We start from the raw sequence: 26,943 nt of genomic DNA on the forward strand, positions 1-26,943 counted from the left end.
CTTGACGTAAACTGGCGCGATCAACTTCACTCGATGCCCGAGCTTGACAATCTCGCGGCCCCAATGGTGGCTCCCGGCACACGCTTCCATCGCTACAATACAAGGATCAAACCCCGATAGGAACGCAAGCAACTTCTTGCTCGAAATCTTCCGCCGAGAAAGCACCGAGCCATCAACGCTGGCCGCGTGAACTTGAATTATGCTCTTGGCCAAATCCAGGCCGATTATGCTAACCTTTTCCATGGACGCTCTCTCTTTTATGGTTCCAACACAACCATTCTGGCACAAAGATGCCGTTGAGTGGGAGCGTCCACCCCATCGCGCAAAGGCGCATGCGCCGCTGCGCGAAATCTTGGCGGAAAGCGGCGTCGCCCTTGCCTCACAACCCATCGCCCGGCGCGCCTCCTATCAGTCGATCGGCGCCGCTGGTACACTCCAGACAGTCGCGAAAACCGACCCGAAGGCGATTGCCGAGATGGAAACGCTGCTCGGCGAGATCCTCGCCCTCTACAGATCGACCGCGGAGGCCGTTTCGGCATGAGCGACGCATCAGACAACAAGAACCTCATCCTCGGGCTGATCTCGACGAACCGCCAAAAGCCGTCGGTGCGCGAAAAGCAAGCCGCTTCCCCTCCTCCGCAAACCGCCGACGAACATCAGGCCTCCAAGCCGCCGGTTGCCCGCAACCAGCTTCGCGGCATGGTCGCCAAGGGCGAAAGCCGCGATCCGATCGCCGGCAAGCGCTTCCGAGACACCGAGAAGGTCACCACCGGCATTCATATCCGCGCCGACGTTCACAAGACCCTGAAAATCCTCGCCGCAATCGAGCGCCGCAAGTTCAACGCCTACATCGAGGAAGCCATCGACGACTATCTCGAAAAGATCGCCGACGGGATCCCCGACATTTCCTGACCAGGTGGACGCGGAGACCATCATGCGCTCCGCTTCTCACCGCCGGTATTGGCCCTGATCGCCGCCATCAGCATCGGCCCCAGACCGAACTCGCCGCGTGCCGCCTTGCGCGTCAAGTCGCGCAAATAGCCGCCCGCCGAGTTGATGTGTCCCGCCCGCTCAAGGATGCAGGCAATCGCAACCCGCATTGTCAGGCCCCATGACCTCGCACGCCTCCTGATAGGCCGACGGGCTGACGCCGAGCATTGACCGGACCACCACCGCGGCCGACATCAGCTCACGCCAATGGTCTATTCGGCCGCCCGGGGCGAAATCCGCCATCTGCGAGCACGCCCTCAGCACCATGCTCAATGGGAATGCCTTCAGCGGCTCGGCAATACGTCTCGGTTCTGGCCTCGGCTTCTCGCCCTGCTCTTGTTCAGAGCTAGGTTCAAGTTCATGGATGGAATCGGGTTTTGAATTCTGTATGTCATGGACAGCATTGCCGTCCATTTTTTCTGCTTTTAGCTGAATTTCCAAAAGGTTGACGATCTCCTCGCGCAGCGCATATCGCTTACCATTCGGGCTATCGCGGCGCTGGATCAGACCGGCGTCGACGAGCGCGGCAAGATGCCGGCGCAGCGTCGTGCCGGCGATGCCGTGCGCACGGATCGACAACTGCGCATTCGACGGGAACACGACCAGCCCGTTTTCGTCGGAAAGATCAGTGTCCGGATAGAAGCTCAGCAATGCATGCAGCACCGCCAGCGATCGGTTCTGCAAACCAAAGATATCCTTTGCCTCGCAGACGTCGCGGAAGACTTTCCACTTGTCCACGGATTTACTGGCGTTGCGCTCGGCCGTCTCAAGCTGGCCTTTGACGAAGGCAAGCGTCATCGGCCGCCGCCCAAAGGGCGTCGTCACATTTCCACTCTGCATGTTCCTTCACCTTTCAAAAGGCAAAAGAAATCCGCTCACCAAAACGGTGCCAAAGACTCTTGACTGTGATTCGTGAAAATGCGATTCTCGTTTAGGAATTGAGAGAGGCTTCCACGACGGAAACGTTTTGGGGCCTTTTTCTTTTGCGGTGGTGTCTCCTTCTCGACCTGCTTACCTCTTGCTATGGCCCCGCCCTACTGCGCGGGATCGGCCGATTGATCGTATTCGCGCATCAGGTCCGGCATCCGATCTGCCAGCCAGTGCGCAAATGCTGTCTCTTTCTTGGGAATGGTGACGGTCGTCCCGGACGACGTGGCTTTCATGCGGCCGAAAATCCTCGCGCCAAGAGCGAAGTCGCGGACTTCGTCCGCCCCCTTCCCTTCTGCCTTTGCAGACATATCGCTCGCAGCTCTCATCGCCTGCGCAATCCGCTCGGCCCCATCCGCCTTTGGAAACTCCGGCGTCTGAACGATCCGCCGCACTGCAGCGACCTTGTTCAAGTCTTTCAGCAGTTCTGCAAATGCGGTCCATTTCGGGCGGCCGATGCCTTTTGCGCGGCCGACGGCACAGACTATGTCTTCTGGTATGACGTCGGTGACCCGGAACAAGTGCGACACAGCCGCCTCGGACAAACCAAGGATAGGGCATATCGCACGATGAGAGAGGCCCGCGCTTTTCAGCTGCACGGCCCACATTGCCTGCTCAATCCAGGTGAGGTTTTCCCTCACGCCATTTTCAAGTGACTGTTCCTCGATCAGCTGGCGATCCGTCAAATCGCGGACATATGCCTTGATTTTAACGTTCTCTGGCCGTTCAGCGTCCACCATGATAGCCTTGATGGCCGCCCAGCGACGGTACCCGTAGGCAAGCTGATAATGATCGTTCTTCGTGGGATGCGGTCGGACGAGAACGGGTATTTTCTGCCCTTCGCTTGCAATCGATATTTTCAGCGCCTCAAGTTCTTTCTCGGCCTCCTCGTCATTCTCGAAGCGATCCTTGTAAGGGGAGCGCTCGACCTTGGCGGGATCGAGTGAAATGATGCTGTCCTCGGTCAACTGCGTGAGGACTCGTCCCACGTTAGAAATGACCGGCGAAGAGTGGCGCCGAGAAGGTAAGACTTTTTCCAGCGCCTCGCTGTCCTGGGCCGTATCACCGCGGTTTTCAGCATCCGCCGCCATTCTTTGAAGTATGCTCTTTTTCATGTGCGACGCCCCCAAACCTTATGAATCAGCTGAAGAATCTCGAAGTTAACGCGATCGGCGCTTTCGATGGCGCGCTTCAGCGCTTCCCGGCCAACCTCGCCGACTTCGAGTTCGTAAAGGGTTTTCTTTGCCACGGCTGCGCCTGCAATAGCCGTCGATTCCAGAGCTTCCGCCACGAGTACGTCATCACCAAAAAGTCGGCGCATGACGCCGGACATGTATTTCTGCGGGCCGTCGTTCGGATTTACACGTGTCAGAAGGAACCGGAAAAAATCATGCTCAAAACGCGCGCCAAACTGTCCCAGCGTTTCGGAAAGATCGGAAATCATGATGAGAAACTGATTGCATGAGGCTACATCGAGCATGGCGGGATGGACCGTCACGATCAACGACGTGGCCGCGTAGAGGGCAGCGAGCGTCGAGTAGCCGAGCGATGGCGGCGTATCGAGAATCACAATGTCGTAGCGATCCTCCACCCGTGCCAGCGCATTGCTTAGGCGTTCGAAGAAGATGCCAAGGTCGTCCCGATTTCTCTGTGTGAGGTAGGAAGGGGTGTCAAACTCGAAATCCATGAGCTCGAGGTTTCCCGGCACCAAATCGACGCCTGGGAAATAGGTAGGGCGAATGACATCCGCTAAGGATCGGCGCTCGTTGTCATAGCGGATGGCCGCATAGGCGGTTTCATTTTCGCCTAAATCGAACTCCGGCTGAATGCCGAAAAGTGCGGTCATCGACGCCTGTGGATCTAGATCGATGCACAAAACCCGGTAACCCTGCAGGCCGAGGAAATGCGCCAGATGTATCGAGGTCGTCGTCTTCGAACTGCCGCCTTTGAAATTCGCGGTAGCGATGACCTGAAGCTTTTCCCCCTTCCTGCGATGGGGCAACAGCTCTCCAGCTGCGTCGGGCCGAAGGGCCGCGAGAAAGGATCGCAGTTCCTTTACCTGCTCCACAGTATAGGTCCGCCGATTGTTTTCGGCCCGCTCCGGCAAAGGCCCCTTCCCTTCGATCGTTAGTTGCCGAAGAGTACTTTCGGGAACCTTCAGCAATCGCACGAGATCGAGCGTCGAGAATGTTCTCGAGAATGTCTTCCTTGCAGCTGGCGGATAGACTGCTTCCCGCATATCCTGAAGCTCCGCCGAAAGCTTCGACGTATAGGCTTCGATCTTCGATGCGGTATCGCTGACGTTCTGAGAAGCCGGGTGAAGCATTCAATCCTCTTGACGGTTATCGCCACGTTAAGCGATCATTTCCGTCAGGGGTGCCAGAGAGACTCTGATTCTTCAAGGGTTTTTTCGTTAATCAAAAGTTAACGACAGCTTGCGCGGACGCAAGGGACTTTACAACTGTAAAGTTCGGCACATGCGAGAAGCCATTCGCGGTGGGCGGGGTGCGCGAGGGGTGGGGCTTTGGGGCTCCCCCCGCTTCCTGCCCTTTGCCGCTCGATGCGGCAAAGGGCAGACAAGGGCTGCGCCTCTAAAACAAGCGCAGTTGTCCGTTCTAGCCTTGTCAGCGGAAATCGCTCCTGCATCGGCGAGATAGAACGCGCTGTGTCTGCGACCAAACTCTCGTTTATTGTCGCGGCAGCAGATGCTTCCTGCCCACCGACGTTCTCCCCTGCCCTCGCGAGCTTCCCCGCCCATCCACCCGTGACATGCGCCATCGTGTGCCAGTTCTCGCGAAAGCGCATCGCCAGGCTGTCGCCAACGATGACGGTCGCCGGGATGTGGAGCAGCGAAAACTGAACATAGGCCATGGGGACGGCGCGCGCATCAATGTCCACGGCGGTCACATGGAGAAGCTGCTGATAATTGAATCCAGCCTCAAGGATGGCTTCGGCAAGTGCGACGATCATCGCCCCGCTTCCCACGGCGGGCTCTTGGGCGACCAAAAAGCCACGCTCCATAATCGCCTTCTGCATGTCTTCCGAACTTCCGGCCACCATGCGCGCCATCATTTGGCAAATGGGATAAGGCGTGAAGAATTGCCCCTCACCTGTTGTGCAATTCGAGCGCATGGAACGTCATGCCCAAAATGTCCTGTGGCTTTTCATCCAGCGCCATGACCACCTCGCCCATGATATGCGAGAACGAGGCCATGGTTTCTCGACCGTATTTCCGGGCGATTTCGAGATAGCGCGCCTCGCGTTTCTCGAAGTTCACGATATCGACGGCGTGCTCATCGATATCGCGGCGCATTCGCACCAATCACCAAAGAGCGTGTAGAGATCGCGCTTGTAACGGCAGGTCTCGAACAGCTTGACGATGGACTTGATTCGGGGGGAGCTCATGGGATCACCTATGACTGGCAGGGCCGCAGGGCGCGTTTCGCCGAGCGCCGGGGCGATGCCCGGCGTCTAATCGCGGCTGGTTCTGGGAAATCAGTGAAGGGAACAGGCCGCGCCGGAGACTGGCGCGACCTGCCGCAGCCGATTACTCGGCTGCTTCGGGGAACGCGTCGCTTTCGACCTCCAACCGGTCGTCGACATCGAACGGGCAATCGTTGGTATCAAAGCCGCTTGCGTCCTCGACCTGTTCGCCCGCCTCTTCTGCAGCCGGGGCGATGCGGAAAACCGCCGGCAGCCATCCGGTGCCGGCAATCTGGCGCTCGGCATAAGCGGCTGCGTCCGCTTTCTTCATGCGGGATACGCGTGCGGCGAAATCCGCGCCTTTGGCTTCGGCTATGGCCTGCTCGATCCCGGTCTTGCTGATCCGACCGAAATAATTATCGGCCGTCGGCTCAAACCACGCGGTCATGTCGAGCTTGAGCGCTCGCGCCAGCCGGTCGGCGTGGGCTCGCTGCTTTTTCCGCTCGTAGTGACCAAGTTGCAGCGCGTTGACCGATCTTGCGGCGGCATAGGCGAGCAGGTCGAGAAGCGTTGCGGTCGGCTGCTCAAGGCACCAATCCCAGAGATCGAAAGGATTGCCAGGCAAGGTGTGACCGTAGTTCTCCTTGAGGTCGTCCAGAGTCGCGATGCCCTTGCAGGGTTCTTGATGCTGGTCTCAAGGTTCTCGCTTGTCACCTTCACCTCTAGGCACGTTTCCTCGGTGCTGCCGTAGGAATTGAACAGGCTCGCCAGCATCGCATGGACAACGGCGGCAAGGGCAACGTCGTGGTCGTGGGCAAGTGCCGCCCGGATTGCGGCGGTCTTCTGCGCCGTCAATTCCTGCGTGAGCGCGGCTGACAGCGTGAACGAGGGTGCGGGCTGTTTCTCGTCCTGTGGGGACGTCCGCCCATCGCCCTTGCCGCCTTCTCCACTCTCGCCACCGACGGCCTCGTCTTGTCCTTCGGTCACAGGTTCCGGACGAACGAAGCCGCGTTCAACCGAAAGATTGCCGTAGTAGTCGATGAGAACATAGCATCCGGCCTTGGCGATATCGGCGGGGTCACAGGCTTCTTCCACGTCGGCCAGTGCGGCCAGCTTCGCCTGAATGGCCTCGGCGCGCGGTTCGGCGTCATCGTCGGCAACACCTCCTCGACGCCTCGGCGCGCGGTTCGGCGTCATCGTCGGCAACACCTCCTCGATCAGTTCGGCAAGCTCGGCATATTCAACTTCCGACCGTTCCACCTCGGCCTGCCGCTCGTCGGAGAGCGCCACAGTCTGCGGATAGATGCGCGGCATGAAATGAGCCTCGGCCGGAAAGGCGGAAACGCATTCGACCCAGTTCCAGCCCTCCGTGCGAAGGTTTGCCGCCTCGGCTTCCAGCCGCGCCGCCACCAGCTTTTCGACAAGGGCGACATCAAGGGCGTAGCCGCTGTTTTGCTCATCGAACAGGTCACGCTTGACGGTTCCGCTTGCGGCTTCGTAGACCTCGATCCCGCCGATGAACCTTATACGCTTGTCGCTTGCCTTGACCGCCTCTGCTTGCAGCGCCGCCTTGATCGACCCGCTATCGCGGTTCCATGTCGGCAGGCTGTTCCAGACCTCCACCTGTCGCTCGTGGTCGTCGGACACCGTAAACGTGCTCAGCTGCTGGAAGATCATTTCCTCGTTGCGGAAAAGCTCGAGCAGGCAAGGTGCCACACGCGCCAGCGCCAGACGCCTGCGCACATACGTTTCGGTCGTGCCGAAACGGACGGCGATGTCGTCTCCGGACTTTCCGGCCTCCGCCATGGCGCGGTAAGCTTCGTACTCCTCAACGTGCAACATGGCTTCGCGCGCGCTGTTCTCGATCAGGCTGATTTCGGTTGCGTCGTCGCCGCTGCGCTCCTTGCATTCGACAGCGTAATCTCGGGCGATTTCGCCTGCCTAGGCCAGATGAATGAGGGCGGCAAGACGACGACCGCCTGCGGTCACAAAGAACCGGCCACGCTTTTCGCCGTTGCGCACGAAGATGTTCTGCAACAGCCGGTAGCCATCGGCGCGGATGGTTGCGGCCAGTTCCTTGATGCCCTCCTTGCTGTAGGTCTTGCGGACGTTCTTGGGATCGGCGTCGAGCTTGTTCAGCACAACGAAAAAGGTTTCGATCACTGGATTGGTATCGGTCATTGTCTGTCTCCTGATTTCCCGTTTCCCGAAGGGGAGTCCTGTCGGGCGAAGCCTCCCCGGACAGAGGGGGGAGGGCGAAAGCCCGCCCCATGGCGGTGGACGGGACTGTCAAGTGGCGTGGCGCGGAAGGCGGGGCATCTTCACGGGTCCGGCCAAAAGCCGGACTGGCGCGGAAGATGAACCGGCTTCACGGGCCGCTTGACCGGCCGTCCGGGAGGCCGCGGCCCGCGTGAAAATCGGGAAAACCGCCCTCTACGAAGCTCTCAGGGCCGAAAAAGCAACGACATCTAAGGTTAAACCGACCTGAGTTCCGGATACGTTCTCAAAAGTCGGACAGATTCACCACTTTCGTGTCGTGACGCCAAAACCTCGATGGTCGGAATGGGTTTAAAGCGCTCGGACCGGCTCTCATGGGCGGTCACGGCGAAGATGGACGGCGCAAACTGGCGCATTTCGGTCTCGGTGGCGCCGCGGCCGGTATCGAAGCGGGCGGTCTGGGTGTAGATGCTCATGGTCTGTCTCCTGATTTCCCGTTTCCCGCAGGGGAGCCCTGTCGGGCGAAGCCTCCCCGGTCTTTCCGGGGGAATGGCCTCTGACATTCCCCCGGACAGAGGGGGGCGGGCGAAAGCCCGCCCCACGGCGGCAAATGGGACTGTCAAGTGGCGTGGCGCGGAAGGCGGGGCATTCTTCACGGGTCCGGCCGAACCGCCGGACTGGCGCGGAAGATGAACTGACTTCACGGGCCGCTTGACCGGCCTGGGGGACGATGTCATGGGGCGGAAACAAACAATGTGGCCCGTCGTGGGCCTCGAATGACGGATGCGACTGCATCCACCCGGACAAGCGATCGTAACCGGGATCGGCGGAGACGGCCGCAGGCTGGCTTCGTGCCATCGGCATAGAGCGCGGCCGACCGAAATGGGCGGTGGCCCGAAATGTGCGCGCCGCCGGCGCTCAGGCGCCCTTCTTCGCAACTAGATTGAAAGCCGAGCGATGATATCAGTGGTATAGACCTGTTCGCCGTCTCGTTAATAGCTGGAATTGGATATCCGGGATTCGACATAGACGAGATCGCCCGGCCCGACGTTCTCCTCGATCCATTCGGCCTGCTTCTTGTCGAGAATGGTGACCTGCACCCAATCGGTGGCGGATCTCTTTGTTCCTTCAGCCTGCCACTCGCGGTTCGCCGCGATGTTCACTTTCAGCACATTTTTGAGCTCCACGAGGTTTCCGACGTAGCCGAGCAGGGCGTGGCGATTGACTGATCGCATCGATTTAAACCTTCCTTAACCGATCAAAACCGTTTATTTGTGCAACCCGAACCAATGCCGCTCGGTTTGACCAGAGGTGTCATTCTTGATGTCGAAGAAATAGGGTTCTGGCCTGAGCGGCCGGGATATGGAGATAGTTTGTATGCAGCCCAGCTGCCGATCACAGTTGTAAAGTCCTTGCGTCTTGCCCTGGCAAACATTCACTGTCTTTACGCGCCGGCTGGCTCATCACTTGGACGGGCATCGACGTCTCGGTGCAGTTGGCCAGCCCAAGATGGGTTGTTGGCCGCACGCTCTCGATCTACTACGCTTTGAGCGCTGGCGGCATGGCTGCGGGCAGCTGGGTCTGGGGAACCGTCGCCCAGAATTACTCCCTCACGTGGGCTCTGGAGGGCGCCGCAGGGGCTCTGCTGCTGGTCGCGGCAGCGGGACTAGTGTTCCCAGTGCGTCCGTGGGAAGAGTCCGACCAGGAGAGTTCGGATTTCCATCCGCCGAACCTGGCGCTCGATCTGAAGCCCAGAAGTGGTCCGATCGGCGTCAGAATCGAATATTCCATAGCCGAAGAGAACATCGAGGCGTTTGTGCGTTGCATGCGCGCAAGACGGCATGTTCAAAGCCGTGCCGGTGCCCGAAACTGGACGCTGCAGCGCAACCTGCAAACGCCGTCGGTTTGGACGGAACCGTTCCGCACGCCAACCTGGATGGATTTTCTTCGCCTTAACCACCGACTCACGGCCGCGGATAAGGACCTCGGCGAGCGGCTCCGGGACCTGAATGATGGCGAGCGTCCGCCGCAGACGGAGCTTTGGATCGAGCGCACGACGGACGCAGCCCGGACCCGGCCCATCGAAGTCGTTTCGCGGCCCCTGAGGTGATGTCCGCATGATCCCATCACAGAACGAACAAGGCATGCCCCGGGCTTCCAGTCTCAGAAGTCTGGCGAACATCACCCTAACCAAGACCGATCAAACTTCGCCTGCTTCAGCTCCTGACCTGCGAATGGCAATACCCCAGGCCGCGCAGGACCACTCGGCTGCCGTTGACCCTCTCCCAGCGGCAGCCGCTTTTTCTCGGTGCGCTCAGAGAGTGCTGAGCTCGACCAGACCCTCTTTCCCGTCCGCCTCCCAAGGCAAGGTGGCTGTCGCCGGACCTGCGTCGACGGCAGCCACGTCTTACCTCTTTGCCAGTCGGCTTGGCGAAGTGGCGAAGGCAACCGATGCGCCAAAACGGAGCGTGCGATGACGACCGCGACCATGACTTGGTCCAGCTTTCGGCTTTGTGCGGTATCGCTCGACGGGTCTTCCGGAAGGCAGACGGACAAAGAACAAAAACGCGAACAGGCTGTCGCGATTTTTGACCTCCTGGACAACAACAGCTTTGCGCCCGTTGGCCATGGCGGCGGACCCTACCGGCTGTGCCTTACATTGGCCTACAGGCGGCTGGTCATAACCGTCACCACTGAGAAGGGGGCGCCAATCCTTTGTCATCATTTGCGTTCCGCCGGCTTCTCAAGGATTACAGCCTTGTGTGCGACAGCTACTCGGATGCAATGGCCCGCTCGGGGGCCCAGAGGCTCGAGGCAATCAACATGGGACGCCGCGCCATCCACAACGAAGCATCCGAACTGCTCAGAGAACGCCTCAGATCGAAAGTTGACATCGATCTGGAGACGGCCCGTCGGCTGTTTACCCTTCTCCATATCCTGTTGAAGCAGGACACTCCGTATCGGCGCATTGAACATGAAACGAAGCCTTATTGCAGTGCCGGAAGCTGAACGAATAAAGCATGTGATGACCAGTAGATGACCAGCGCTGCAACAGAACACACGAGCCTATTGGCGCCCTTGGAGAATCGAACTTTTCGATCGATTTTCCTCGCGTCTCAGCTTTCGAGTCTCGGCTGGCTGATGCAGACGGTGGCGCTCAGCTGGCTGATGGCCACGGTTTCAACCTCGGACGTGATGGTTGCCCTCGTCCAGGCCTCATCGACCTTGCCGGCTTTCTTTCTGGCCGTCTTCGTCGGGGCAATTGCCGACAATTACAGCCGTCGTATGGTCATGATCGTCGGCAGGAGCCTGATGATGGCGGCGGCCGCGATGCTGACGATCCTCATGGCGTTCGGCATTACCGATCCTTGGCTGATCCTCGCATTCAGCTTTTTGGACGGCTGCGGCATCGCGCTCAGCGATCCCGCCTGGCGAGTCTCGCTCGGCGACATATTGGAGCGCCGCCATCTGCCGGCTGCCGTCACACTCCTGAACGTCGGGTTCAACACGGTCCGCAGTGTCGGTCCCATTGCCGCTTTTGGGCCGCTCGTCACATTCGCGCTCACCACCCTCGGCTTTATCGCTCCCCTCACCGTTTTGTGGCGTAATAAGTGGAAGGTTCAAACGTCGTCGCTGCCGCGGGAGGCACTGATGACCGCCATTTACGATGGTCTGCGCTTCACGGCGATATCCTCGGAAATCAAGTCAACGATCGTTCGCGGGACGTTGTTCGGGTTTGCAGCCACCTCCACCTTGGCACTGCTGCCGCTACTTGCACGAGATGTCGTGAAGGGCGGGCCGATCGGCTACGGCATCATGATGGGCGGCTTTGGCGCCGGTGCACTTTTAGCCGGGCTGATGAATCCCAAACTCCGCAGACTGCTTACGCAGGAGTGGCTGGTGGTGTTTGCCTGCATTGCCTGCGCCATATGTGAAATTTCTCTTGCTCTTACCTCTTCGCTTGTCGTCGCAACGATCTGCCTCGCCCTTGGCGGCGCCGGCTGGGTAACGGCATGGTCCGGGCTTGGCGTGAACGTGCAACTGGCAAGTCCGCGCTGGATCGGCGGGCGTACGATTTCGATCTACAGCGCCTTTACCTATGGCGGCATCGCTGCGGGAAGTTGGTTTTGGGGCATCATCGTCCAAAACTACTCGCTCCCCTTGGCGCTCGGTTGGTCCGGTGTTGCGACCATCGTTGTCGCGGCGCTTGGGCTCAAACTGCCGATCAGCAATCGCTCCGAATCGGAACTGGAACCCTCAGGCGGCTTCAGCGCTCCTGCGGTCGCGCTTGATCTGAAACCAAGAAGCGGCCCCATCCTCGTCACGACGGAGTATGCGATCCCTGACGAGAACGTGGACCGGTTCCTGGAGATCATGCAGAAGCGGCGATACGCCCAAAGCCGCGTGGGTGCACGGCAATGGATGCTTGCCCGCGATGTTCAGGAGCCTTCACGCTGGTTGGAAACATTTCGAACACCAACCTGGACGGATTATCATAGACTGCACCATCGCCTGACACAGGCGGATAAGGAACTGGATCATCAAGTTTTCGATCTGAGCAGTTGCCCTCCGCGAACGAGCATTCTGGTCGAGCGAACCACTGCAGGCAAATCATCACCGCCGGTACCTTATGTTTCGCAAAAGTAGCCGCATTCACCGCCCATCAAATGATCTCGTGCGCGAAGAAAGGAATACGGATGCTTTCACCGCTTGAAAGGTTATGCCTGTGATCGCTGCTCAAAGCACGCACTGTCAACGATATCGCTCGGCTTGAGACAAGAGCTTGAGACAAGAAATGTAAGGACTAGCTCCATAAAGCGCTATGCGATATGTCATAACATAACGTACTATTAGCGGCCGCAGATGCTTGGCCGCATTGTCGATGTCGTCAAAGAGCGTGTTTTGTCGGAGTGTTGAATGGAGAATTTACGGATACGAAATGGTTTTCAAGTTGTCTCTCTTGAAATACAGAATGCCCCAACTGTCGATGATGCGCTGCGCATTCTGGAAGCGGCATACAGGATCGACTTTTCCACCTACCATCTGGCCCTGACCGTAGCAGACGTCGTCGACACACCGTATGTTCGCACGACTTATCGTGATGCCTGGGTTGCTCGCTACCTGCTGCGGGGATACGTAAAAGTTGATCCGATCGTGCGCGAAGGTCTCATCCGGCAAATGGCGTTTGACTGGCGCGAGGTCGAGGTCCCACAGGCGGCCCATGACTTTCTGCTCGACGCCCAGGAACATGGTGTTGGAGCCAATGGATATTCCATTCCCATTGTCGACAAGAAACGCCGTGCTCTCTTCTCGTTGAACTCCAGAAAGCCGGCCAGCGAGTGGAGCAATCTGGTCGAGACGTATTGCCACGAGTGGCTCGACCTTGCGTTTCTGATCCACCGAAAAGCGGTGTTCGAACTCCACGGCGAGCATGATCCAATTCCACAGCTCGGTCCGCGCGAGAAGGAGTGCCTTTACTGGTCGGCTCTGGGAAAAACAAACGATGAAATAGCCGAAATTCTCGGCCTTTCGATACATACGACGCAACGATATCTGATGTCTGCACGCCACAAGCTCGGGGCTGCTTCGACCACATTGGCAACCGCTCTTGCGATTCAGCTGCGCCTGATAAACCCGTATGGCAATACCCAGGATTCGGGGAGCTAATCTCCGAATATATCGCGCGCGCGCATCCTGTTGCACGCTGGCCTCGATCAATATGCGGAGGCAAGCATGTATCTCCTTATCCAAGCACACGAATATAAACATACGAAACTGCTCGATCAGTCGTTCCGACTGAGGAAAAGAGTATTCGCAGATCGGCTCGGCTGGGACGTGTCCGTATCCGGCCATCGCGAGCGGGATCGCTATGACGATCTTCACCCTGCTTATCTGCTGTGGTGCGATGAAGATCAACGGCAGCTTTACCGCTCTGTACGGCTCATGCCGACGACGGGTCCGACGCTTCTTTATGACGTCTTCCGGGAAACATTTCCCGATGTGTGCGACCTGATCGCGCCAGGCATCTGGGAGGCACGCGGATGTGCATCGATGAGGATGCGATCGATCGGGATTTCCCTGACATGCGTCCGGACAGAGCCTTCTGCATGCTGCTTCTTGCCTTGTGCGAGGCGGCGCTTGCCAATGGCATCCACACAATGATCTCGAACTACGAGCCGCGGATGCGGCGTGTTTATCAAAAAGCCGGCGCCGAACTCGATGAACTCGGGCGTTCCGATGGCTATGGCCGTTACCCGGTCTGCTGCGGCGCCTTTGAGGTTTCGCACCGCGTTCTCGGTGCCATGCGCACCAAACTCCAGGTGGAGGGGCCACTTTATCGCCTGCCAGCGTTCCCACCGCGCGTTGCCTCTGCTCCGGTGCTGGAATTCGCCTAACCGAATGACCTGGAAGTGCTAATGGCCAAACACATCTCCGAAACGGTTGTCTGGGTCGCAGATGCCGACCGAATCGCTGAGACGCTATGCGGATCGCTCCGCGATTGCGCCCTTTCGATCGAAACCAATTGCACCGACAAAGTTCTGAACTTTGGCGACGGCAGGGCGATCATCAGGCCGAACATTTGCGGCCTCCACCTTCGGGTGGAGGCGGAGAATCTCCTAACATTCTTCGGGATCCGGTCCTTGCTGCAGGTAGCCCTATCTCGGGCTTCGAACGATCAATCCGGCCACCTCGAATGGCATCCAGCTAGCAACGAGCTGTTCGATGTGCCCCGTTGGCGGGCGGGCCGCACCGGCGGATGCTAAACGGGTGCGGACCTGGCCGGCACTATCGCTCGGCCAGGTCAGCGGCGCATCCCTAGCTGGGGTGTGCTCACAATGTGGCGCGCCTGTCGAAGGGACCGGTCCTGCAGTGCGCCAGCGCGATCCTGAACGAGCTTGAGTGAGGAAGCCTGCTCTGGCGTTATCCCGAGGGAAGACCCTGGCTTCGTGACCTTTCCCTCTTTCAGATCAGCTCGATCAGCCGAGGAAAGCCGTTTGACCATCGCCAGAGTGAGCTTCTCGAACTCGCGACGGAGGGCTGGATCGGTATTCAAACGGCGTACCTGGTCCTGGTCGGTCCCCGACATCAAGGCGGAGAGTTCTTTCGACGGCCTGGGGACCTCGAGCCTATGTCGCGCCTGCTCCTCCCGGTGGCCCAGGTTGATCTGATGCCGCTCGAAATCGACCGCTATCCCATAATCCACGAGCGCCGCCGCAAGCCGCGGTGCATGAGCCTCGGCAGATTGGCGAGCGGGGTTCGGTCGCTTTAGCCATGTCCGCCCCTCGCCAGCCATCTCACCAAGGCGGCCCTCGCGTACGTCATCGCCGGCGGCCGCGCCGCTCTGCGCACCCGTGATCCGGTCGACAGAGCCCGAAACCGCCTGGCTGTTGCCGAACACCAGCCTCGACAGATTGTCGATCTCCGCGCGCTTGTCCGCAAGGCGGGCAGACCCGCGTAGCCGATCCGTGATCTCGCTCTCGGAGAGATCCGGCAAATCCCGTGCTGGAACTAGGACATCAGATCGAGCCGTACTGCGCTCCCGGGCGTGGCCCCCTCCAAGATTACGCTCGTTATCGGCAATACCACGAACAAGCTCGCCGGCTGCACGGCGCCCTTCGGCGTCGAGGCGAGTATGCTGCGCCGTTTCGCTCAGGATAGCTTCCATCATGGTTTTGGCTCGTGCCCGGTTTTCCAGATCGGCTGTTCGTAGCCGAAGTTCGTCCCGCAGCGCGCGGACCGGCTCTCCCCTTTCATTCACGGTCATCGTGGACATCGCGGCACGCTCAGCGATCGCCATGTTGCGCTCGAGTCGCCCGCGCGCCTGGGCAATTGCCGCCGCGTACCCCGGCTCGACGACATCAGACATCGCGGCGTCTGCTGACATGCCGACTGCGACAGCGTTGGCGGCGCGAGCGAGCGTCTTGCGCATCCCGGCCACCTCGAGCCAGGAGTCGACGACATTGGCCAGGCGCGACAGACGATCGGTTCTGCCAAAGATATCGCGATCGATGGCGGCATGGTTCAGCGCGACATCAAAACTTTCCGTCAGCCGGCGGCGGGATCCATCCGGCGTTTCGACCGCGAGATCGGCAGGCAGTCGATGCGCAGCTGGAAACTCTCGGGCGCCGCGCTTGTCCTGGACCATTGCCCGCGTCGACACGATGGTCCCGTTCTCCGGAAAGAGACCGAGGTTCCGGGCGGCTTCAACCAGTTTCAGCGCCATGTAGCTCTGCGATAGTCGACCGACCGCATGGGCTTCGATATTGCCGATCGGCCGACGTTCGGCATCCCGCAGCGCGTTGTCATACAACTCGACGAACAGGCCGAGCGCATCGGCGCGGTTCTGAAAGATCGACCGGCCGCGCCGATGCCCATTCTCGCCGTCAGCATCGCGACGCTGGGCGAGCAGTTGGTTCACATCTTCAATGGCGCGGGCCCTGACTGCGGCGATGCGATCGTCCGGCGCCCGCCGGTCCTCCATGCGGCCGAGAACGTGGTTCCAGTCGTCGGAGAAACGCTGAAGTTCACTGCGTGTCATCGGCCGCGATTGCTCGCGTTCGAGTGCGACCCGAGCCTGGGGCGGCTGCGACCACCCGCCCTGGCGTCGCTCGTTGTCGTAAAGGATCGTCCCGCCCCGCGTTCTAAGCTGAACTCGGTCGACCAGGCTTTCGCTCTCGATCTTCTCGAGGCTGACGCGTAACCCGGTGACAGCAGCGTCGTGAACATGCTGCGGCGGAATGCGTGCCGTATCGCCTGCGCGCAGCATCTCTTCGAAGCGATAATGGTTCCCCTGCCAGCTGAGCCGTGGATTGACTGCGACGGCGCGGGCCTCGACATCATAGCCGGCGGCGCGGGCAATGCCGACAATGCGGGCGACATTTTCCGGCGTGCGCATCGTCGTCTCGAAGACGATGTTGACGTTGCGCTCCGTGGCGGCGGCCAAGAGCTTTTCGGTCCAGCGGCCGGCGTCAACTTGGGTGAACTGCGACGCTGTTTCTGGATCCTGTTTTTGGAACGCCAGGAAGTTGGGATGATAGGAGCGCAGATCATCGCCAACGATGCGGATTGTTGGACCGGATCGATCGAGCTCGGCGTGGCTGGCAATGAGCACCGCGGTCTTGCCGGCGCCCGGCTGGCCGCCGAGCAAGATAAGGCGGGCGCGCCCTGCCCGGCCAATCCCATCCGGAAGATAGTCTGCCAGAATGTCGCTGCGGAAAATGCTCTCGTTTCTCTCCAGCGAGAGCGGACCGGATTCGTGATCGTCCGCCATGATCAGAACTCGGCCCAGAACCGGGCTTCGTCCTTCACGCGCGGTCCCCAGAGCGCGATCAGGTTTTCGGCGGTTTCGCGATCGGCGACAGCAACGCTGTGCTGAACGGCGATAAGATCGCGACGACGCCGACGTAGCGCATCCGCCCCCTCGGGATCGGTGCCTTCGAGCTCATAGACGCGGGCCGTGACGATGGCGCGCGCCTGGTTGAGGATTTCGATGGCGATCTCGGTGCGGAGGATCGCGTCGTAAGAAATTTCCTGCTCAGCCATGTTCATCTCCATTCAGGTCTAAAGTTCTATCGGATGACGCCGCGAGCGCGGTCGAGGACCCGCCGCTGCCGCTCCGTCACGATTTCCTGGCTTGCCTGCATGCGCACAGTCTGCTGCAGGACGTTCAGCCGTTCCTGCATCGCCTCGAACGCACGGCGTTGCGCTGGCGCCACGCGATGGATGACGTCCTTCTCGCCGCGCAAAATGGCGTTACGACCGAAGCGATCGTCGAGCGCCCGACTGACCGCAACGAATTCCCGGCGGATCGCAGAATCCAACGAGCCGGCAGCCACTTCGAGTTTGGCATCCTTTTTCTTCATCGCCGCCGAGAGTTGCCGCAATGCCTCTTCGGCAGAAGCTGACAGTCCCGGAATGGAGACGCTCATGCGACGGCGCTCCTCGGTAATCGTCCGCGTCTCGGTATCGAGAGCAGTGGCATAGGAGGCACCCAGCGACCGAACGCGGCTCTCGGCTTCCGGAACGGCCTGAAGTGCATCCTTTCGCTCGCGCCCGACGGCCAGCAATTTGTCCATGATGCGATCGGAGCCGCGCAACGCACCATAAGCTGAAGGATCGTTGGCGACAGCCGCTGCGATCCGATCGCCCGGGAGGCCCTTCACGACGAGGGCCTCGATCTTGGCGACGGCGCCGGCGGGATCGCGCCAGAGGCGCGCCGCCGTTTCGACAAGAGCCGCCCGATTAAGGCCGTAATGGGCGACAGCGCGCGCCCGCTCCCGCGCCTCGTCCTCGACAGGCGTTTTGAACTCCGTCACGGCGGCGAGCATCGGCAACACCGGCATCGTCTCCCTCCCCGGCTCGACGCTGGCGCCGGCCACGATCTTCGAGCGATCCTTCCTCTCGGCAAGATGCTGTTCCTCGGCAAAACGGCGCACGACGGCGAACAGGCGCGCCAGTTTCTCGCGACGCTCCGGAGCAAGATCCTCCGGCATGCGCTCGACCATGTTTCGCTCTGCTATGGTATCTGCCTTCTGCGTGAAGGCCGACCATCCGAAGCGGCCGGTCAGCGCGTCGTTGACCGCCTTGACCTCCTGAACCAGCAGGCGATCTGCGACGGCATAGGCGAAGGCCGTCTTGTAAGCGTCCTGCCCGCCGCGCTCCCGCACGGCTTCGATTTCGACAAGGCGCGCCATGGCCGGTTTCGAGAGCGCGGGAACCGACAAGGACATGTGCGCGCGGCGTTGTTCCTCACGAATTCCAAATCGTTCGGCCTGGCGGCGGAACTCTGTCGCATGGGCACGCGCCAGCGGCAGCAATTCCGCTAACGCCGATACCGCTGCGTCGCGCTCGGCGCGGGCGGCACGGCCATCGACCAAAAGATCCGATCCACGCAGACGACCGAGACGCCGCGGCGTGGCCGCTAGATCGGCGGCGAGCGAGCGCGGCTCTATCCGGACATCGGAGGCTAACACATTCAGTCTGGCAAGCGCGCTATCGGGATTGAGATAAATCTTTTGCAGGGCCGCCCGAAGGATTGCATCCCGCTCCTTCCACCGCTCCGAGGCCAGTTGCGCGCGACGTGCATCTTCTTCAACGCTACGAGCGAACATGGTGTTGGGCGGGATGAGATATTTTCCGCCAGTCGGGACTTCCGCTCTGAGGCTTTCGTTCTGTGTGTCGTTGTAGGAGACGCGCCGTTCGCGGTCGATCGCGAAGCCAAGCGCAACGCTCGCCCGCTCCCACAGCTTCGCCACTTGCTCCCGCTTCTCAACAAGCCACGCCAGCCGCCGGCCCGCGCCCTCCTCCATCCCGGCCGCGACCCCGGAGAGTGTGTCGATGCCACGGCGACGGGCAAAATCCTGTGCATTTGCCCGGTAGCCTTCCTCGCTCTCGAAATCGAGCGTCGTCGTCTTGGCGCCGGAGCGACCCAGACGCTCGACAAGCTGTTTGAACAATTCCGGCCGGTGGCTCTCGCGCTCGATCCGCTCCTGACGGGCGTCGGCTGCTTCCTTCAGTTCCGCAGTCCAGACATTCCGATCGACCGTCCGTTCCTCGAAACTCTTTTCCCCCGTTTTCTCGTCGATGACAGGCACGGTGACCGTGACCCGTTCGACGCCGTCCTTGCGGAGCGCCACCGTATCGCCTTCCGAGACGCCGCCCTCTTCCAGAGCCTTGGGCAGGCTGACGCCCCAGAGCCGATGCACCGTTCCGTCATCGGTCTTCAAATCGGCATAGGGACTTTCGTCGGCATCCTCGTCATTGGGCCGGAACTTTGCCATCCCGGTCTCCACCAGCTCGCCGACGACGCCGGCCGCATGATCGACCCGGGATTTCCCACCCCATTCCGGTTTCGGCTCGAAGTCCTCACGGGCTGCATAGAGATCGGCGCGATCCCGATGACGGGTCATCGACACATAGGTCAGGTGCTGGTCCATCATGCCGGTGGCAAGAACGAAGGTCCGGTCGACGGTTGCGCCTTGAGATTTATGGATGGTCGCGGCATAGCCGTGATCGATGTTGCGATAGCTGTCCTCGCTGATGACGACGTCTCGGCCATTGTCGAGACGGACCGACAGCAGAGGATCGCCGCGTTTGTCGCCAGTGGAAACGACCGTTCCGAGCATGCCGTTCTTTACATATTGAGGACCGAGACGCCTTGCGCGCGGTTCGATGAAGCGGGCGTTTTCGAGGAAGATGATCCTGTCGCCGGCAGCGATCTCTCGCACGCCACGCTCCGTCTGAAATTCGCGGGCGGCCGTCAGTGCGCCGTCATCTCTCATGACCTGACGCAGCGCCGCGTTAAGCCGCTTCACGTCGTCATTGGTATGGGCGAGGACAAGCAACTCGTCACCGCGTAACCGAACGGGTTGCTCGCTATCGGCGGTGTTGCGGACGAGGCCACGGCGTGCATCCGTCCAATCGGCGACGATGCGTTCGACGACGTCTACCCGGCTCTCCGCCGCAAAAATACGTCCCTCACGTGCATAGGCATCCAGTGCTTCTTCGACCTTGCCACGGGCGAAAAGACGAGACGCCTCACGCGCCCACTCTTCGCGCTGGCGACGCACACCGGCCAGTTCGGCAGAACCGATCCGTTCGGCAATAACTCGGAACGCCGCACCCGCCTGGATCGGCTGAAGCTGCATGGCGTCGCCAACCAGAACCACTTTCGCTCCCGCGTCTTCGGCGATCTTGAGGACGCGGCCCATCTGTTGCGACGACACCATGCCGGCCTCGTCGATGACAAGCACATTGCCGCGTTTGAGCAACTCGCGACCGCCGGCCCATGCTAGTTCCCAGGAGGCGAGTGTCCGAGATCTGATGCCGGAACTGTCTTCCAGCCCTTCGGCTGCTTTGCCGGCAAGCGCCGCACCGATAACCCGTCGATTGTCGCCTTCCCAAGCGACACGCGCGGCGGCGAGCAGCGTCGACTTCCCCGCGCCAGCGAGGCCGACGACGGCCGCAATCGCGCTATCGCCGGTCACGTGGCGCACGGCATCGACCTGTTCCGCATCGAGCTTGAAAAGCTTCTCTGGATCGGCCGTTTCCACCTTTCGCACGGCGGCGGCAGTCTTAGTATCGGCAACGCCGAAGCCGGTCCGTTTCGACAAGGCCTCTGCGGACTGCGCCATGTCAAATTCGATGCGCAGGATATCGCGGGTGGTGAAAACAGCTGGCTCGCTCACCTTGCCGGTCTGCCGGTCGACCTGCTGCGGCTTCAGCAGAACAAGATCGTCGGACGCCATCAGCCGCGCGCGGATGTTTGCGAAATCTGTGGGATCGTCGACAGCGCGATGCAGCGCCTTGGCGATATCACGCTCATCGAAGGTGGACCGTTCGTTGCCGAGCTGTTTCAGCAGAAGGTCGGGCTCGGCGAGCAACCGGTCAGCCATGTCCTGCCGCCGCGCGAGATCGGCCGGCGCGAAATACATCTCGACGCCCTTCCGGGCGAGCGCTGCCTTCTCCGGCCCGAGATGTTTCTGCGCGATGCCGTCGAGCCCTTGTTCGGCATAGGAGCGTCCGTCGAGGCGGATATCATGACCGGCGAGCGCCAAATGCCGGTTGGCCGTTTCCGCCCACTCGATCTTCCAGCTTTTCATCGTCTCCTTGTCGCCGGCCCAGACCTTGTAGACGATCTTGCCGTTCGGCCGATCCGGGGTCACGACGCGGAGCGGCTCGCCGTCCGCGCCGAGCACAGGTACCTTCTTCTGCCCGAACCCCTCCTCCGTCAGCGGCCGCAGCGTTGTCATCAGATGGATGTGCGGGTTGCCGTCCTTATCGTGATAGACCCAGTCGGCGATCATCCCTTTCGAGGTTAGATTGTCCCGCACGAACTCCCGCACCAGAGCAATATTCTCGGACCGCGTCAGTTCTTCCGGCAGAGCGACGATCAGTTCGCGGGCAAGCTGCGCGTCCGCCCTCGTCTCGAAGGCATCCACGGCATTCCAGAGCGCCTCGCTGGCCCCTGCTACCGTCTTGCCGTCGATTGCCGCGCGCAGCCATGCCGGGACCTGGTCTGGCAGCGCCAACTCCTCATGCTTTAGTTCGGCTTCGCCGCCGCGATAGCTGAAGGACGTTCCGGCCTGCTCATCCATCATTCGGGCACGGTGACGATAGGCGGCGGCCGAAACGATGCTGCGTCCCGCTCCCCTGCTGATCACCTGCGCTCTGACGAACATGATCGCCACTGACGTCTCCTGACCTTTCAAGCACGTCGCGCCAGCGACGTATATTGCGCCCTTAAATCGATCGGCCTGACAAGGCCGATGCCGCTTTTCCGGAAGACGGCCCGAGCCGGATTCCGGCATCGACGTTTTGGGGACTTGTACATGGTGACATATTTGACTACTATTTTCTAGTCAGTTAAATGGCAAATGTGCAATTCGCAATCCATCATCAGGAGCCTGTAATGGTCACCAAGTCGGCAATTCTGGATATTGACGCTCAGATCGAGAAGCTGCGTGAGCGCAAGAAAACTTTGATAGTCAAATCCGCGGATCGCTTCGCGCGTGCCGCGACGAAGTCCGGGCTGGCGGAAATGGAGATCACTGATGAGGAGGTCGATCGCATCTTCGAAGAGATCGCGGCGCGATTTCGCAAAGGCGAGAAGAAAGGATCTGGTGGCGCACCTGCTTCGCCACGTGGACAGGCAAATGGCGGGACTGGAGCGGCGACGGAGGTTCCTCATGACAGCTGAACGAAAGAAGGAGGCGCGTGAGAAATTCGTGCTTGGCGGCATCGTGGTCAGGGCGGGCCTCTCAAAGGCCGACCGGGCTTTCCTGCTCGGCGGGCTTCTCGAATTGACGCGGGTCGTTCCCGGGACGGCTGAGCATCGGCGGCTGTGCGATATCGGCAAGGTGGCCTTCAGGGCGCAGGCATCCGAAAGCTTCGCGGAGGCTGCGGAATGACGGTGAAGGCCAGACCGCATCCCAGCCTGTTGCTCATGCTCGTGCCGATCGCCGTCACTGGCTTTGCCTTTTATGTCGCCAACTGGCGTTGGCCGGAACTGGCCGCCGGCATGACAGGGAAAACGCAATACTGGTTCTTGCGCGCCTCGCCATTGCCGGTGCTGTTGTTCGGGCCACTGGCTGGGCTCTTGGCGGTTTGGGCGTTGCCCCTGCATCGACGAAGACCGGTGGCCATGGTGAGCTTCCTCTGCTTTCTTTTGATGGCGGGCTTCTATGGGCTGCGCGAGTTCGTGCGGCTTGAGCCGTCCGTCGAGCGCGGCGTGCTGACCTGGGATCAGGCTCTGTCCTTTCTCGATATGGTCGCGGTCACCAGCGCGGTGGCCGGCTTCATGGCGGCGGCCGTCTCGGCTCGTATCTCTAGCGTCGTGCCCGAACCGGTGAAGCGGGCCAAACGCGGAACATTTGGAGACGTGGACTGGCTGCCGATGTCGGCGGCAGGACGGCTGTTTCCCGATGGCGGCGAAATCATCATCGGCGAACGTTACCGGGTCGACAAGGAACTCGTCCATGAGCTGCCGTTCGATCCGAACGACCGGGCCACGTGGGGGCGCGGTGGAACAGCACCGCTCCTCACCTACAAGCTCGATTTCGATTCGACCCATATGCTCTTCTTCGCCGGGTCCGGCGGATACAAGACGACGAGCACCGTCATCCCGACGGCGCTGCGCTACACCGGGCCAATCATTTGCCTCGACCCGTCGACCGAGGTCGCTCCTATGGTCGTCGATCACAGGCGCAGGAAACTTCGGCGCGAGGTCGTGGTGCTCGACCCGGCCAATCCGATTATGGGCTTCAACGTTCTCGACGGGATCGAGACGTCGAAGAAAAAGGAGGAGGACATTGTCGGCATAGCCCACATGCTGCTCTCGGAGAGTATGCGCTTCGAGAGTTCGACCGGCTCCTATTTCCAAAGCCAGGCGCACAACCTGCTGACCGGTCTGCTCGCCCATGTGATGCTGTCTCCGGAATATGCCGGCCGGCGAAACCTGCACAGTCTGCGCCAGATCGTTTCCGAGCCTGAGACGTCTGTGCTTGCCATGCTCCGCGATGTGCAGGAAAATTCGGGCTCCGCCTTCATCCGCGAAACGCTCGGCGTGTTCGTCAACATGACCGAACAGACATTCTCGGGCGTCTATTCGACGGCCTCGAAGGATACCCAATGGCTGTCGCTTGACAACTATGCGGCGCTCGTCTGCGGCAACACCTTTAAATCGAGCGAGATCGCTTCTGGAAGGAAAGATGTGTTCCTCAATATTCCCGCGTCGATCCTGCGATCCTATCCCGGGATCGGCCGGGTGATCATAGGTTCGCTGATCAATGCGATGATCGAAGCCGATGGCGCATTCGAGCGCAGGGCACTGTTCATGTTGGACGAGGTCGATCTGCTCGGCTACATGCGTGTGCTCGAGGAGGCCCGCGATCGTGGCCGCAAGTACGGGGTCAGTATGATGTTGCTGTACCAATCCGTCGGCCAGTTGGAGCGCCACTTTGGAAAAGACGGTGCTGTGTCATGGATCGACGGGTGCGCTTTCGCAAGTTACGCCGCGATCAAGGCGCTGGACACAGCGCGCAACGTTTCGGCGCAATGCGGAGAAATGACCGTCGAGGTCAAGGGCAGCTCCCGCAATCTCGGCTGGGATACAAAAAACAGCGCCTCACGAAAATCCGAAAATATCAACTTCCAGCGCCGGCCGCTGATCATGCCGCACGAGATCACGCAATCGATGCGAAAGGACGAGCAGATCATCATCGTCCAGGGCCACAGTCCGATCCGCTGCGGGCGAGCGATCTACTTCCGGCGGAAGGACATGGACGAGGCCGCTGAGCTCAACCGGTTTGTCAAACCGGGAAGGCCATGAGGACCGGGCGTGTCATTTCCAGTCACGGCGGCGGTAGCGCTCGAACGGGTCGGTCTCGCCCGGCGGCGTGATCCGGTCGATGAATTTCGAATAGCCGAGGGCAAACCCAATGAAGCCCACCGCCATCAGGAGAAACACCCAGAATGGCATTCCGTTGGCGGCCTCAGGCTTGACGAAGGCAGCAAATGAGATCGGCAGCATGATGACCCCACCGAGCATCAGCACGTTGACGACGGGGCGGAACATGCACAGGAGAAAGAAGGCGAGATGCCAGGCGCAGTAGAAAACGCCGAGCACGACCCCGATGGCGAGCGTCATGACCACGCGGGCGACGTAACGGAGCATGCGGGCAAACGGGTTGTGCGTGTCGGGTCGCAGGTCCGCGCCGATGATGGATTGATTTTCGATCATTGCCGATCTCCGTGGCAGCTGGGGTGTGCCCACGCGATCGGTTGGCAGCATCACACTATCGGATTTTAGTGAGTCTAGTCCGCAGCGGGGATAGGAGCAAGGACGGATCGGCGAAGCACACGAGCCATCCGTGAGAGCGTGGATCGACCAAATCAAGCCGATCGGCCGGCTGGGTGCGGAAGGGTATCCCCTTGCGACGAGGCGGCCGGTCGATCCGGCCGTATCGTCCCCGCGAGAGTGATCGTCACCGAAGGCCGAGACGGCAGCGCCGGCTCGGGGAGCGGCGGAACGGCGCGAGTAGGGAGCGGTCGGCCATAGGCCGGCTCGCCCAGGCACCGTTTATCCCACCTGCCCATCCATCACCAAGATGAATCGAACCACGCCGCCGGATTCAAAAGTGTCGTTGGACGCTGAAAGCGAGACAGGCGATTCTTCGGTCATGCTCGCACAGCCCTACAACCTCTATATCGAACGCGTGGACCCCGAACGGAACATGGCACGCTTCTATCTGCTGACGATCGAGCCGACGCTGTTCGGCACACCCCGATTGGTGCGCCGTTGGGGACGGATCGGGACAACCGGTCAGGAAAAGGTGCATCACTTCGGTCGCGAAGAGGAGGCTGTTTCTCTATTTCTCGAATTGCTGCGCATAAAGCGAGCGCGCGGATACAGGCCAAAACCGATCCAGAAAACACTGGGCGATTATTAGTCCGCGAAAATTCTGATGGGGGAGCAAAGCTTTGGTCAGTCGTGCCGGTCGATCCGGCACGACTGACCCGGATGGCAAGGCAAAAGCCACCGTCAGTGGGGAGGCTCGCCGACGCGCTCGACGTCTTGAGCGGCGATCGCCGCTGCCAGTGCGGCGCGGGCCGCTTCTAGCTCCGCGATGATCTGGGCGCGCTCGGTCAGGTCGCAATGGTTTGCCTCGGCACGCAGTTCTTCAATGTGGATTTCGAGGTCGTAGGTCATCGTCGTCATCTCCTTGATAGTGTGAAAGATGACGCCGGGGGGTCGTGAGGATCGGGCTGGGTCAAGGATCGCGCAGCGACCGCCGGAGGCGGCGAGCGGAGGAACCGATTTTCTGACGGCACCCTTCAGGGTGTCGGCTGAAAATTGGAGGGGCCGCGAAGTCCTTGAGGCGGCGCGGTCCTCACGGCAGACTTGGCATTCTGAGCAGACAGGGTTTGGTCTCGTTTGGCACCAAAAGGAATGATCGCGGGCTCGATGCCCGCAATCATTCCCGCCAATCGTTCCCGCCGCCTGGTCTCACACGCTAGAGCCGGCCCCGATTGCTCGGGGCCGCTCGCTTGCCGTTCAGTCCGGGTTGTTCCAGAGGATCACCTTCTTGTTCGGGTCGCCGCCTGGCGCCTGAGCGAGATTGCCGAAGATCACGCCGATCTCGGGGGCCTCCAGCTTGACCGAGAGATATTCCTCGCCCGTCTGGCGGGCGATGCGGTTCCAGCCTGCGCCGATCTCGAAGCCGGTCTTGCGGTGGATGACCCGGTAGTCGGGGGCTTCTTCGCTTGCCTTGTTGGCGTTCGGGACGATGGCGATCGGGGCGTTGACCCGGATGGTGGCGAAGACGCCTTCGAGGATGCCGTCGGTCTTCTGCGTCAGGGTTGCGATCGTGGTGGCCATGGTACTTGCTCCTTCGGTTGCTCGGGACCATTCCCGATGGCGCACGAAGAGACGGCCGACTGCTGCGGTCAGCTCGCGCAAAAATTTTGCGAAATTCTATTTTCCACCAGGAGCAAACAACTGAAATCGAATTTCGCGAAATTTTGACCGAGTCTTACCCCTTCAGGGGTTGGCCGCAAAAGCAGGCAGTCGTCTATACGAGCGACATAAAACGGGAATGGTTCGGGGCAACTGAAGGGCGCGAAACCATCATGCCGCCCGGTCCGGCCTGAAGGATATAGCCGCGCGTCTCCTGAGCGCCTCACCGCCATCCGGATCAACTTACTGCGCTCGCCCTGTCGCAGCAGCTTCGCGCGATGAGCACGCCTCCGCCGAGGTCACACCTTTGCGCGTCGGCGAGGTCGGCACAGTGACCGCATCGCCGCCTGCGGACCGTGCGGCAATATCGGATGACGCCGTTCGCATGGAGGATCGGATACGGCCTTCAGCAACTCGCGTCCCAGCGTCCG

25 protein-coding genes and 5 pseudogenes are annotated in these 26,943 nt (G+C 60.6%); 12 read left to right on the forward strand and 18 right to left on the reverse strand.

The features are described 5' to 3' along the window. Nucleotides 1-243, reverse strand: a pseudogene (locus tag BSG20_RS37045) (IS110 family transposase); the annotation flags it as partial. 16 nt (nt 244-259) lie between these two features. Between BSG20_RS37045 and BSG20_RS25135 the strand changes: the two are divergent. Both BSG20_RS25135 and BSG20_RS25140 read left to right on the forward strand, forming a co-directional pair. Next, the gene (locus BSG20_RS25135; protein ID WP_143147529.1) at nt 260-541 is read left to right on the forward strand and encodes a hypothetical protein; all 282 of its coding nucleotides are present in this window, start codon (nt 260-262) and stop codon (nt 539-541) included. Continuing rightward, nucleotides 538-912 carry a hypothetical protein gene (locus BSG20_RS25140; RefSeq protein WP_072379674.1) on the forward strand — a complete coding sequence of 125 codons (375 nt, stop codon included), beginning with the start codon at nt 538-540 and terminating at the stop codon, nt 910-912. Before BSG20_RS25135 ends, BSG20_RS25140 begins: the two co-directional genes overlap by 4 nt. A 20-nt stretch (nt 913-932) precedes the next feature. Here the strand turns inward: BSG20_RS25140 and repC are convergent. From repC to BSG20_RS25190, 11 genes and pseudogenes are all read right to left on the reverse strand, one after another. Continuing rightward, nucleotides 933-1,830, reverse strand: a pseudogene (repC, locus tag BSG20_RS25145) (plasmid replication protein RepC). 194 nt (nt 1,831-2,024) lie between these two features. After that, nucleotides 2,025-3,047: a plasmid partitioning protein RepB gene (gene repB, locus BSG20_RS25150; RefSeq protein WP_244541416.1), complete on the reverse strand. Its 1,023-nt coding sequence runs from the start codon at nt 3,045-3,047 to the stop codon at nt 2,025-2,027. Then, on the reverse strand, nt 3,029-4,243 hold the full coding sequence (gene repA, locus BSG20_RS25155; RefSeq protein ID WP_042778500.1) for a plasmid partitioning protein RepA: 1,215 nt from the start codon (nt 4,241-4,243) through the stop codon (nt 3,029-3,031). Before repA ends, repB begins: the two co-directional genes overlap by 19 nt. A 98-nt stretch (nt 4,244-4,341) precedes the next feature. After that, on the reverse strand, nt 4,342-5,049 hold the full coding sequence (locus BSG20_RS25160; RefSeq protein WP_143147530.1) for an N-6 DNA methylase: 708 nt from the start codon (nt 5,047-5,049) through the stop codon (nt 4,342-4,344). Further along, nucleotides 5,024-5,230: a hypothetical protein gene (locus tag BSG20_RS25165; RefSeq protein WP_072379680.1), complete on the reverse strand. Its 207-nt coding sequence runs from the start codon at nt 5,228-5,230 to the stop codon at nt 5,024-5,026. Before BSG20_RS25165 ends, BSG20_RS25160 begins: the two co-directional genes overlap by 26 nt. Continuing rightward, nucleotides 5,191-5,322, reverse strand: a complete 132-nt coding sequence (locus tag BSG20_RS38465; RefSeq protein WP_280142210.1) for a hypothetical protein — start codon at nt 5,320-5,322, stop codon at nt 5,191-5,193. The genes BSG20_RS25165 and BSG20_RS38465 overlap by 40 nt, the downstream gene beginning before the upstream one ends. Nucleotides 5,323-5,464: 142 nt before the next feature. After that, nucleotides 5,465-5,788, reverse strand: coding sequence for a hypothetical protein (locus tag BSG20_RS25170; RefSeq protein ID WP_072379682.1), 324 nt, complete (start codon nt 5,786-5,788; stop codon nt 5,465-5,467). Beyond that, nucleotides 5,785-7,182 carry a ParB/RepB/Spo0J family partition protein gene (locus BSG20_RS25175; RefSeq protein ID WP_072379684.1) on the reverse strand — a complete coding sequence of 466 codons (1,398 nt, stop codon included), beginning with the start codon at nt 7,180-7,182 and terminating at the stop codon, nt 5,785-5,787. The genes BSG20_RS25170 and BSG20_RS25175 overlap by 4 nt, the downstream gene beginning before the upstream one ends. Nucleotides 7,183-7,281: 99 nt before the next feature. Continuing rightward, on the reverse strand, nt 7,282-7,521 hold the full coding sequence (locus BSG20_RS37735) for a ParB/Srx family N-terminal domain-containing protein (RefSeq protein ID WP_072379686.1): 240 nt from the start codon (nt 7,519-7,521) through the stop codon (nt 7,282-7,284). Nucleotides 7,522-7,814: 293 nt separating this feature from the next. Continuing rightward, the gene (locus BSG20_RS25185) at nt 7,815-8,033 is read right to left on the reverse strand and encodes a hypothetical protein (RefSeq protein ID WP_244541418.1); all 219 of its coding nucleotides are present in this window, start codon (nt 8,031-8,033) and stop codon (nt 7,815-7,817) included. Between the two features lie 516 nt (nt 8,034-8,549). Continuing rightward, on the reverse strand, nt 8,550-8,792 hold the full coding sequence (locus tag BSG20_RS25190) for a single-stranded DNA-binding protein (RefSeq protein ID WP_072379688.1): 243 nt from the start codon (nt 8,790-8,792) through the stop codon (nt 8,550-8,552). A gap of 215 nt (nt 8,793-9,007) precedes the next feature. Between BSG20_RS25190 and BSG20_RS25195 the strand changes: the two are divergent. From BSG20_RS25195 to rctB, 6 genes and pseudogenes are all read left to right on the forward strand, one after another. Then, nucleotides 9,008-9,667 (forward strand): annotated as a pseudogene (locus BSG20_RS25195) (MFS transporter); the annotation flags it as partial. A gap of 378 nt (nt 9,668-10,045) precedes the next feature. After that, a pseudogene (locus BSG20_RS25200) lies at nt 10,046-10,566 on the forward strand (UPF0262 family protein). A 27-nt stretch (nt 10,567-10,593) separates the two neighbouring features. After that, nucleotides 10,594-12,204, forward strand: coding sequence for an MFS transporter (locus BSG20_RS25205; protein ID WP_072379690.1), 1,611 nt, complete (start codon nt 10,594-10,596; stop codon nt 12,202-12,204). Nucleotides 12,205-12,474: 270 nt separating this feature from the next. After that, entirely contained in the window at nt 12,475-13,224 is a 750-nt protein-coding gene (locus BSG20_RS25210) for a helix-turn-helix transcriptional regulator (RefSeq protein ID WP_072379692.1), read from the forward strand. Between the two features lie 66 nt (nt 13,225-13,290). After that, a pseudogene (locus tag BSG20_RS25215) lies at nt 13,291-13,952 on the forward strand (acyl-homoserine-lactone synthase). A 21-nt stretch (nt 13,953-13,973) separates the two neighbouring features. Then, nucleotides 13,974-14,321: an SMa0974 family conjugal transfer regulator gene (rctB, locus tag BSG20_RS38920; RefSeq protein WP_072379694.1), complete on the forward strand. Its 348-nt coding sequence runs from the start codon at nt 13,974-13,976 to the stop codon at nt 14,319-14,321. A gap of 38 nt (nt 14,322-14,359) precedes the next feature. Here rctB and BSG20_RS25225 read toward each other — a convergent pair whose 3' ends face one another. Genes BSG20_RS25225 through traA form a run of 3 tightly spaced genes read right to left on the reverse strand, consistent with a single transcriptional unit; the run spans nt 14,360 to nt 21,746 of the window. Beyond that, nucleotides 14,360-16,828: a zeta toxin family protein gene (locus BSG20_RS25225; RefSeq protein WP_072379696.1), complete on the reverse strand. Its 2,469-nt coding sequence runs from the start codon at nt 16,826-16,828 to the stop codon at nt 14,360-14,362. A gap of 2 nt (nt 16,829-16,830) precedes the next feature. Next, nucleotides 16,831-17,100 carry a hypothetical protein gene (locus tag BSG20_RS25230; protein WP_072379697.1) on the reverse strand — a complete coding sequence of 90 codons (270 nt, stop codon included), beginning with the start codon at nt 17,098-17,100 and terminating at the stop codon, nt 16,831-16,833. A 26-nt stretch (nt 17,101-17,126) separates the two neighbouring features. Beyond that, complete coding sequence (traA, locus tag BSG20_RS25235; RefSeq protein ID WP_072379699.1) at nt 17,127-21,746, reverse strand: Ti-type conjugative transfer relaxase TraA; 4,620 nt, start codon at nt 21,744-21,746, stop codon at nt 17,127-17,129. Nucleotides 21,747-21,967: 221 nt separating this feature from the next. Here traA and BSG20_RS25240 point away from each other — a divergent pair, with 221 nt between their 5' ends. Genes BSG20_RS25240 through traG form a run of 3 tightly spaced genes read left to right on the forward strand, consistent with a single transcriptional unit; the run spans nt 21,968 to nt 24,385 of the window. Then, on the forward strand, nt 21,968-22,255 hold the full coding sequence (locus BSG20_RS25240) for a TraC family protein (RefSeq protein ID WP_072379700.1): 288 nt from the start codon (nt 21,968-21,970) through the stop codon (nt 22,253-22,255). After that, nucleotides 22,245-22,466, forward strand: coding sequence for a conjugal transfer protein TraD (locus tag BSG20_RS25245; RefSeq protein ID WP_072379702.1), 222 nt, complete (start codon nt 22,245-22,247; stop codon nt 22,464-22,466). Before BSG20_RS25240 ends, BSG20_RS25245 begins: the two co-directional genes overlap by 11 nt. After that, the gene (gene traG, locus BSG20_RS25250; protein ID WP_072379704.1) at nt 22,463-24,385 is read left to right on the forward strand and encodes a Ti-type conjugative transfer system protein TraG; all 1,923 of its coding nucleotides are present in this window, start codon (nt 22,463-22,465) and stop codon (nt 24,383-24,385) included. Before BSG20_RS25245 ends, traG begins: the two co-directional genes overlap by 4 nt. A gap of 12 nt (nt 24,386-24,397) precedes the next feature. Here the strand turns inward: traG and BSG20_RS25255 are convergent, their stop codons facing one another. Next, entirely contained in the window at nt 24,398-24,796 is a 399-nt protein-coding gene (locus tag BSG20_RS25255; RefSeq protein WP_093041448.1) for a hypothetical protein, read from the reverse strand. Between the two features lie 367 nt (nt 24,797-25,163). On the opposite strand from BSG20_RS25255, the gene BSG20_RS25260 reads away from it, so the two are divergent. After that, on the forward strand, nt 25,164-25,505 hold the full coding sequence (locus tag BSG20_RS25260; RefSeq protein ID WP_072379706.1) for a WGR domain-containing protein: 342 nt from the start codon (nt 25,164-25,166) through the stop codon (nt 25,503-25,505). Between the two features lie 92 nt (nt 25,506-25,597). Here BSG20_RS25260 and BSG20_RS36630 read toward each other — a convergent pair whose 3' ends face one another. Together BSG20_RS36630 and BSG20_RS25265 are read right to left on the reverse strand one after the other, a co-directional pair. Next, nucleotides 25,598-25,765, reverse strand: coding sequence for a hypothetical protein (locus BSG20_RS36630; RefSeq protein ID WP_167371602.1), 168 nt, complete (start codon nt 25,763-25,765; stop codon nt 25,598-25,600). 345 nt (nt 25,766-26,110) lie between these two features. Beyond that, nucleotides 26,111-26,434, reverse strand: a complete 324-nt coding sequence (locus BSG20_RS25265; protein WP_072379708.1) for a DUF736 domain-containing protein — start codon at nt 26,432-26,434, stop codon at nt 26,111-26,113. Nucleotides 26,435-26,943: the final 509 nt, after the last annotated feature.

The sequence above is a fragment of the Rhizobium tibeticum genome (genome assembly GCF_900110205.1).
In the GTDB taxonomy this organism is placed as follows: Bacteria; Pseudomonadota; Alphaproteobacteria; order Rhizobiales; family Rhizobiaceae; genus Rhizobium; species Rhizobium tibeticum.

Bases quoted from the DNA above. Each gene is read 5' to 3' on its own strand.
- BSG20_RS25255 (WP_093041448.1), bottom strand. From the start codon at position 24,796: ATGATCGAAAATCAATCCATCATCGGCGCGGACCTGCGACCCGACACG.
- BSG20_RS36630 (WP_167371602.1), bottom strand. From the start codon at position 25,765: ATGACCTACGACCTCGAAATCCACATTGAAGAACTGCGTGCCGAGGCA.
- repA (WP_042778500.1), bottom strand. From the start codon at position 4,243: ATGCTTCACCCGGCTTCTCAGAACGTCAGCGATACCGCATCGAAGATC.
- BSG20_RS25135 (WP_143147529.1), top strand. From the start codon at position 260: ATGGTTCCAACACAACCATTCTGGCACAAAGATGCCGTTGAGTGGGAG.
- BSG20_RS25190 (WP_072379688.1), bottom strand. From the start codon at position 8,792: ATGCGATCAGTCAATCGCCACGCCCTGCTCGGCTACGTCGGAAACCTC.
- BSG20_RS25240 (WP_072379700.1), top strand. From the start codon at position 21,968: ATGGTCACCAAGTCGGCAATTCTGGATATTGACGCTCAGATCGAGAAG.
- BSG20_RS25170 (WP_072379682.1), bottom strand. From the start codon at position 5,788: ATGACCGCGTGGTTTGAGCCGACGGCCGATAATTATTTCGGTCGGATC.
- BSG20_RS25260 (WP_072379706.1), top strand. From the start codon at position 25,164: ATGAATCGAACCACGCCGCCGGATTCAAAAGTGTCGTTGGACGCTGAA.
- BSG20_RS25175 (WP_072379684.1), bottom strand. From the start codon at position 7,182: ATGTTGCACGTTGAGGAGTACGAAGCTTACCGCGCCATGGCGGAGGCC.
- traG (WP_072379704.1), top strand. From the start codon at position 22,463: ATGACGGTGAAGGCCAGACCGCATCCCAGCCTGTTGCTCATGCTCGTG.
- BSG20_RS25230 (WP_072379697.1), bottom strand. From the start codon at position 17,100: ATGGCTGAGCAGGAAATTTCTTACGACGCGATCCTCCGCACCGAGATC.
- BSG20_RS25265 (WP_072379708.1), bottom strand. From the start codon at position 26,434: ATGGCCACCACGATCGCAACCCTGACGCAGAAGACCGACGGCATCCTC.
- BSG20_RS25140 (WP_072379674.1), top strand. From the start codon at position 538: ATGAGCGACGCATCAGACAACAAGAACCTCATCCTCGGGCTGATCTCG.
- rctB (WP_072379694.1), top strand. From the start codon at position 13,974: ATGGCCAAACACATCTCCGAAACGGTTGTCTGGGTCGCAGATGCCGAC.
- BSG20_RS25165 (WP_072379680.1), bottom strand. From the start codon at position 5,230: ATGCGCCGCGATATCGATGAGCACGCCGTCGATATCGTGAACTTCGAG.
- BSG20_RS38465 (WP_280142210.1), bottom strand. From the start codon at position 5,322: ATGAGCTCCCCCCGAATCAAGTCCATCGTCAAGCTGTTCGAGACCTGC.
- BSG20_RS25225 (WP_072379696.1), bottom strand. From the start codon at position 16,828: ATGGCGGACGATCACGAATCCGGTCCGCTCTCGCTGGAGAGAAACGAG.
- BSG20_RS25205 (WP_072379690.1), top strand. From the start codon at position 10,594: ATGACCAGCGCTGCAACAGAACACACGAGCCTATTGGCGCCCTTGGAG.
- BSG20_RS25210 (WP_072379692.1), top strand. From the start codon at position 12,475: ATGGAGAATTTACGGATACGAAATGGTTTTCAAGTTGTCTCTCTTGAA.
- BSG20_RS25245 (WP_072379702.1), top strand. From the start codon at position 22,245: ATGACAGCTGAACGAAAGAAGGAGGCGCGTGAGAAATTCGTGCTTGGC.
- BSG20_RS25185 (WP_244541418.1), bottom strand. From the start codon at position 8,033: ATGAGCATCTACACCCAGACCGCCCGCTTCGATACCGGCCGCGGCGCC.
- BSG20_RS25160 (WP_143147530.1), bottom strand. From the start codon at position 5,049: ATGCGCTCGAATTGCACAACAGGTGAGGGGCAATTCTTCACGCCTTAT.
- BSG20_RS37735 (WP_072379686.1), bottom strand. From the start codon at position 7,521: ATGACCGATACCAATCCAGTGATCGAAACCTTTTTCGTTGTGCTGAAC.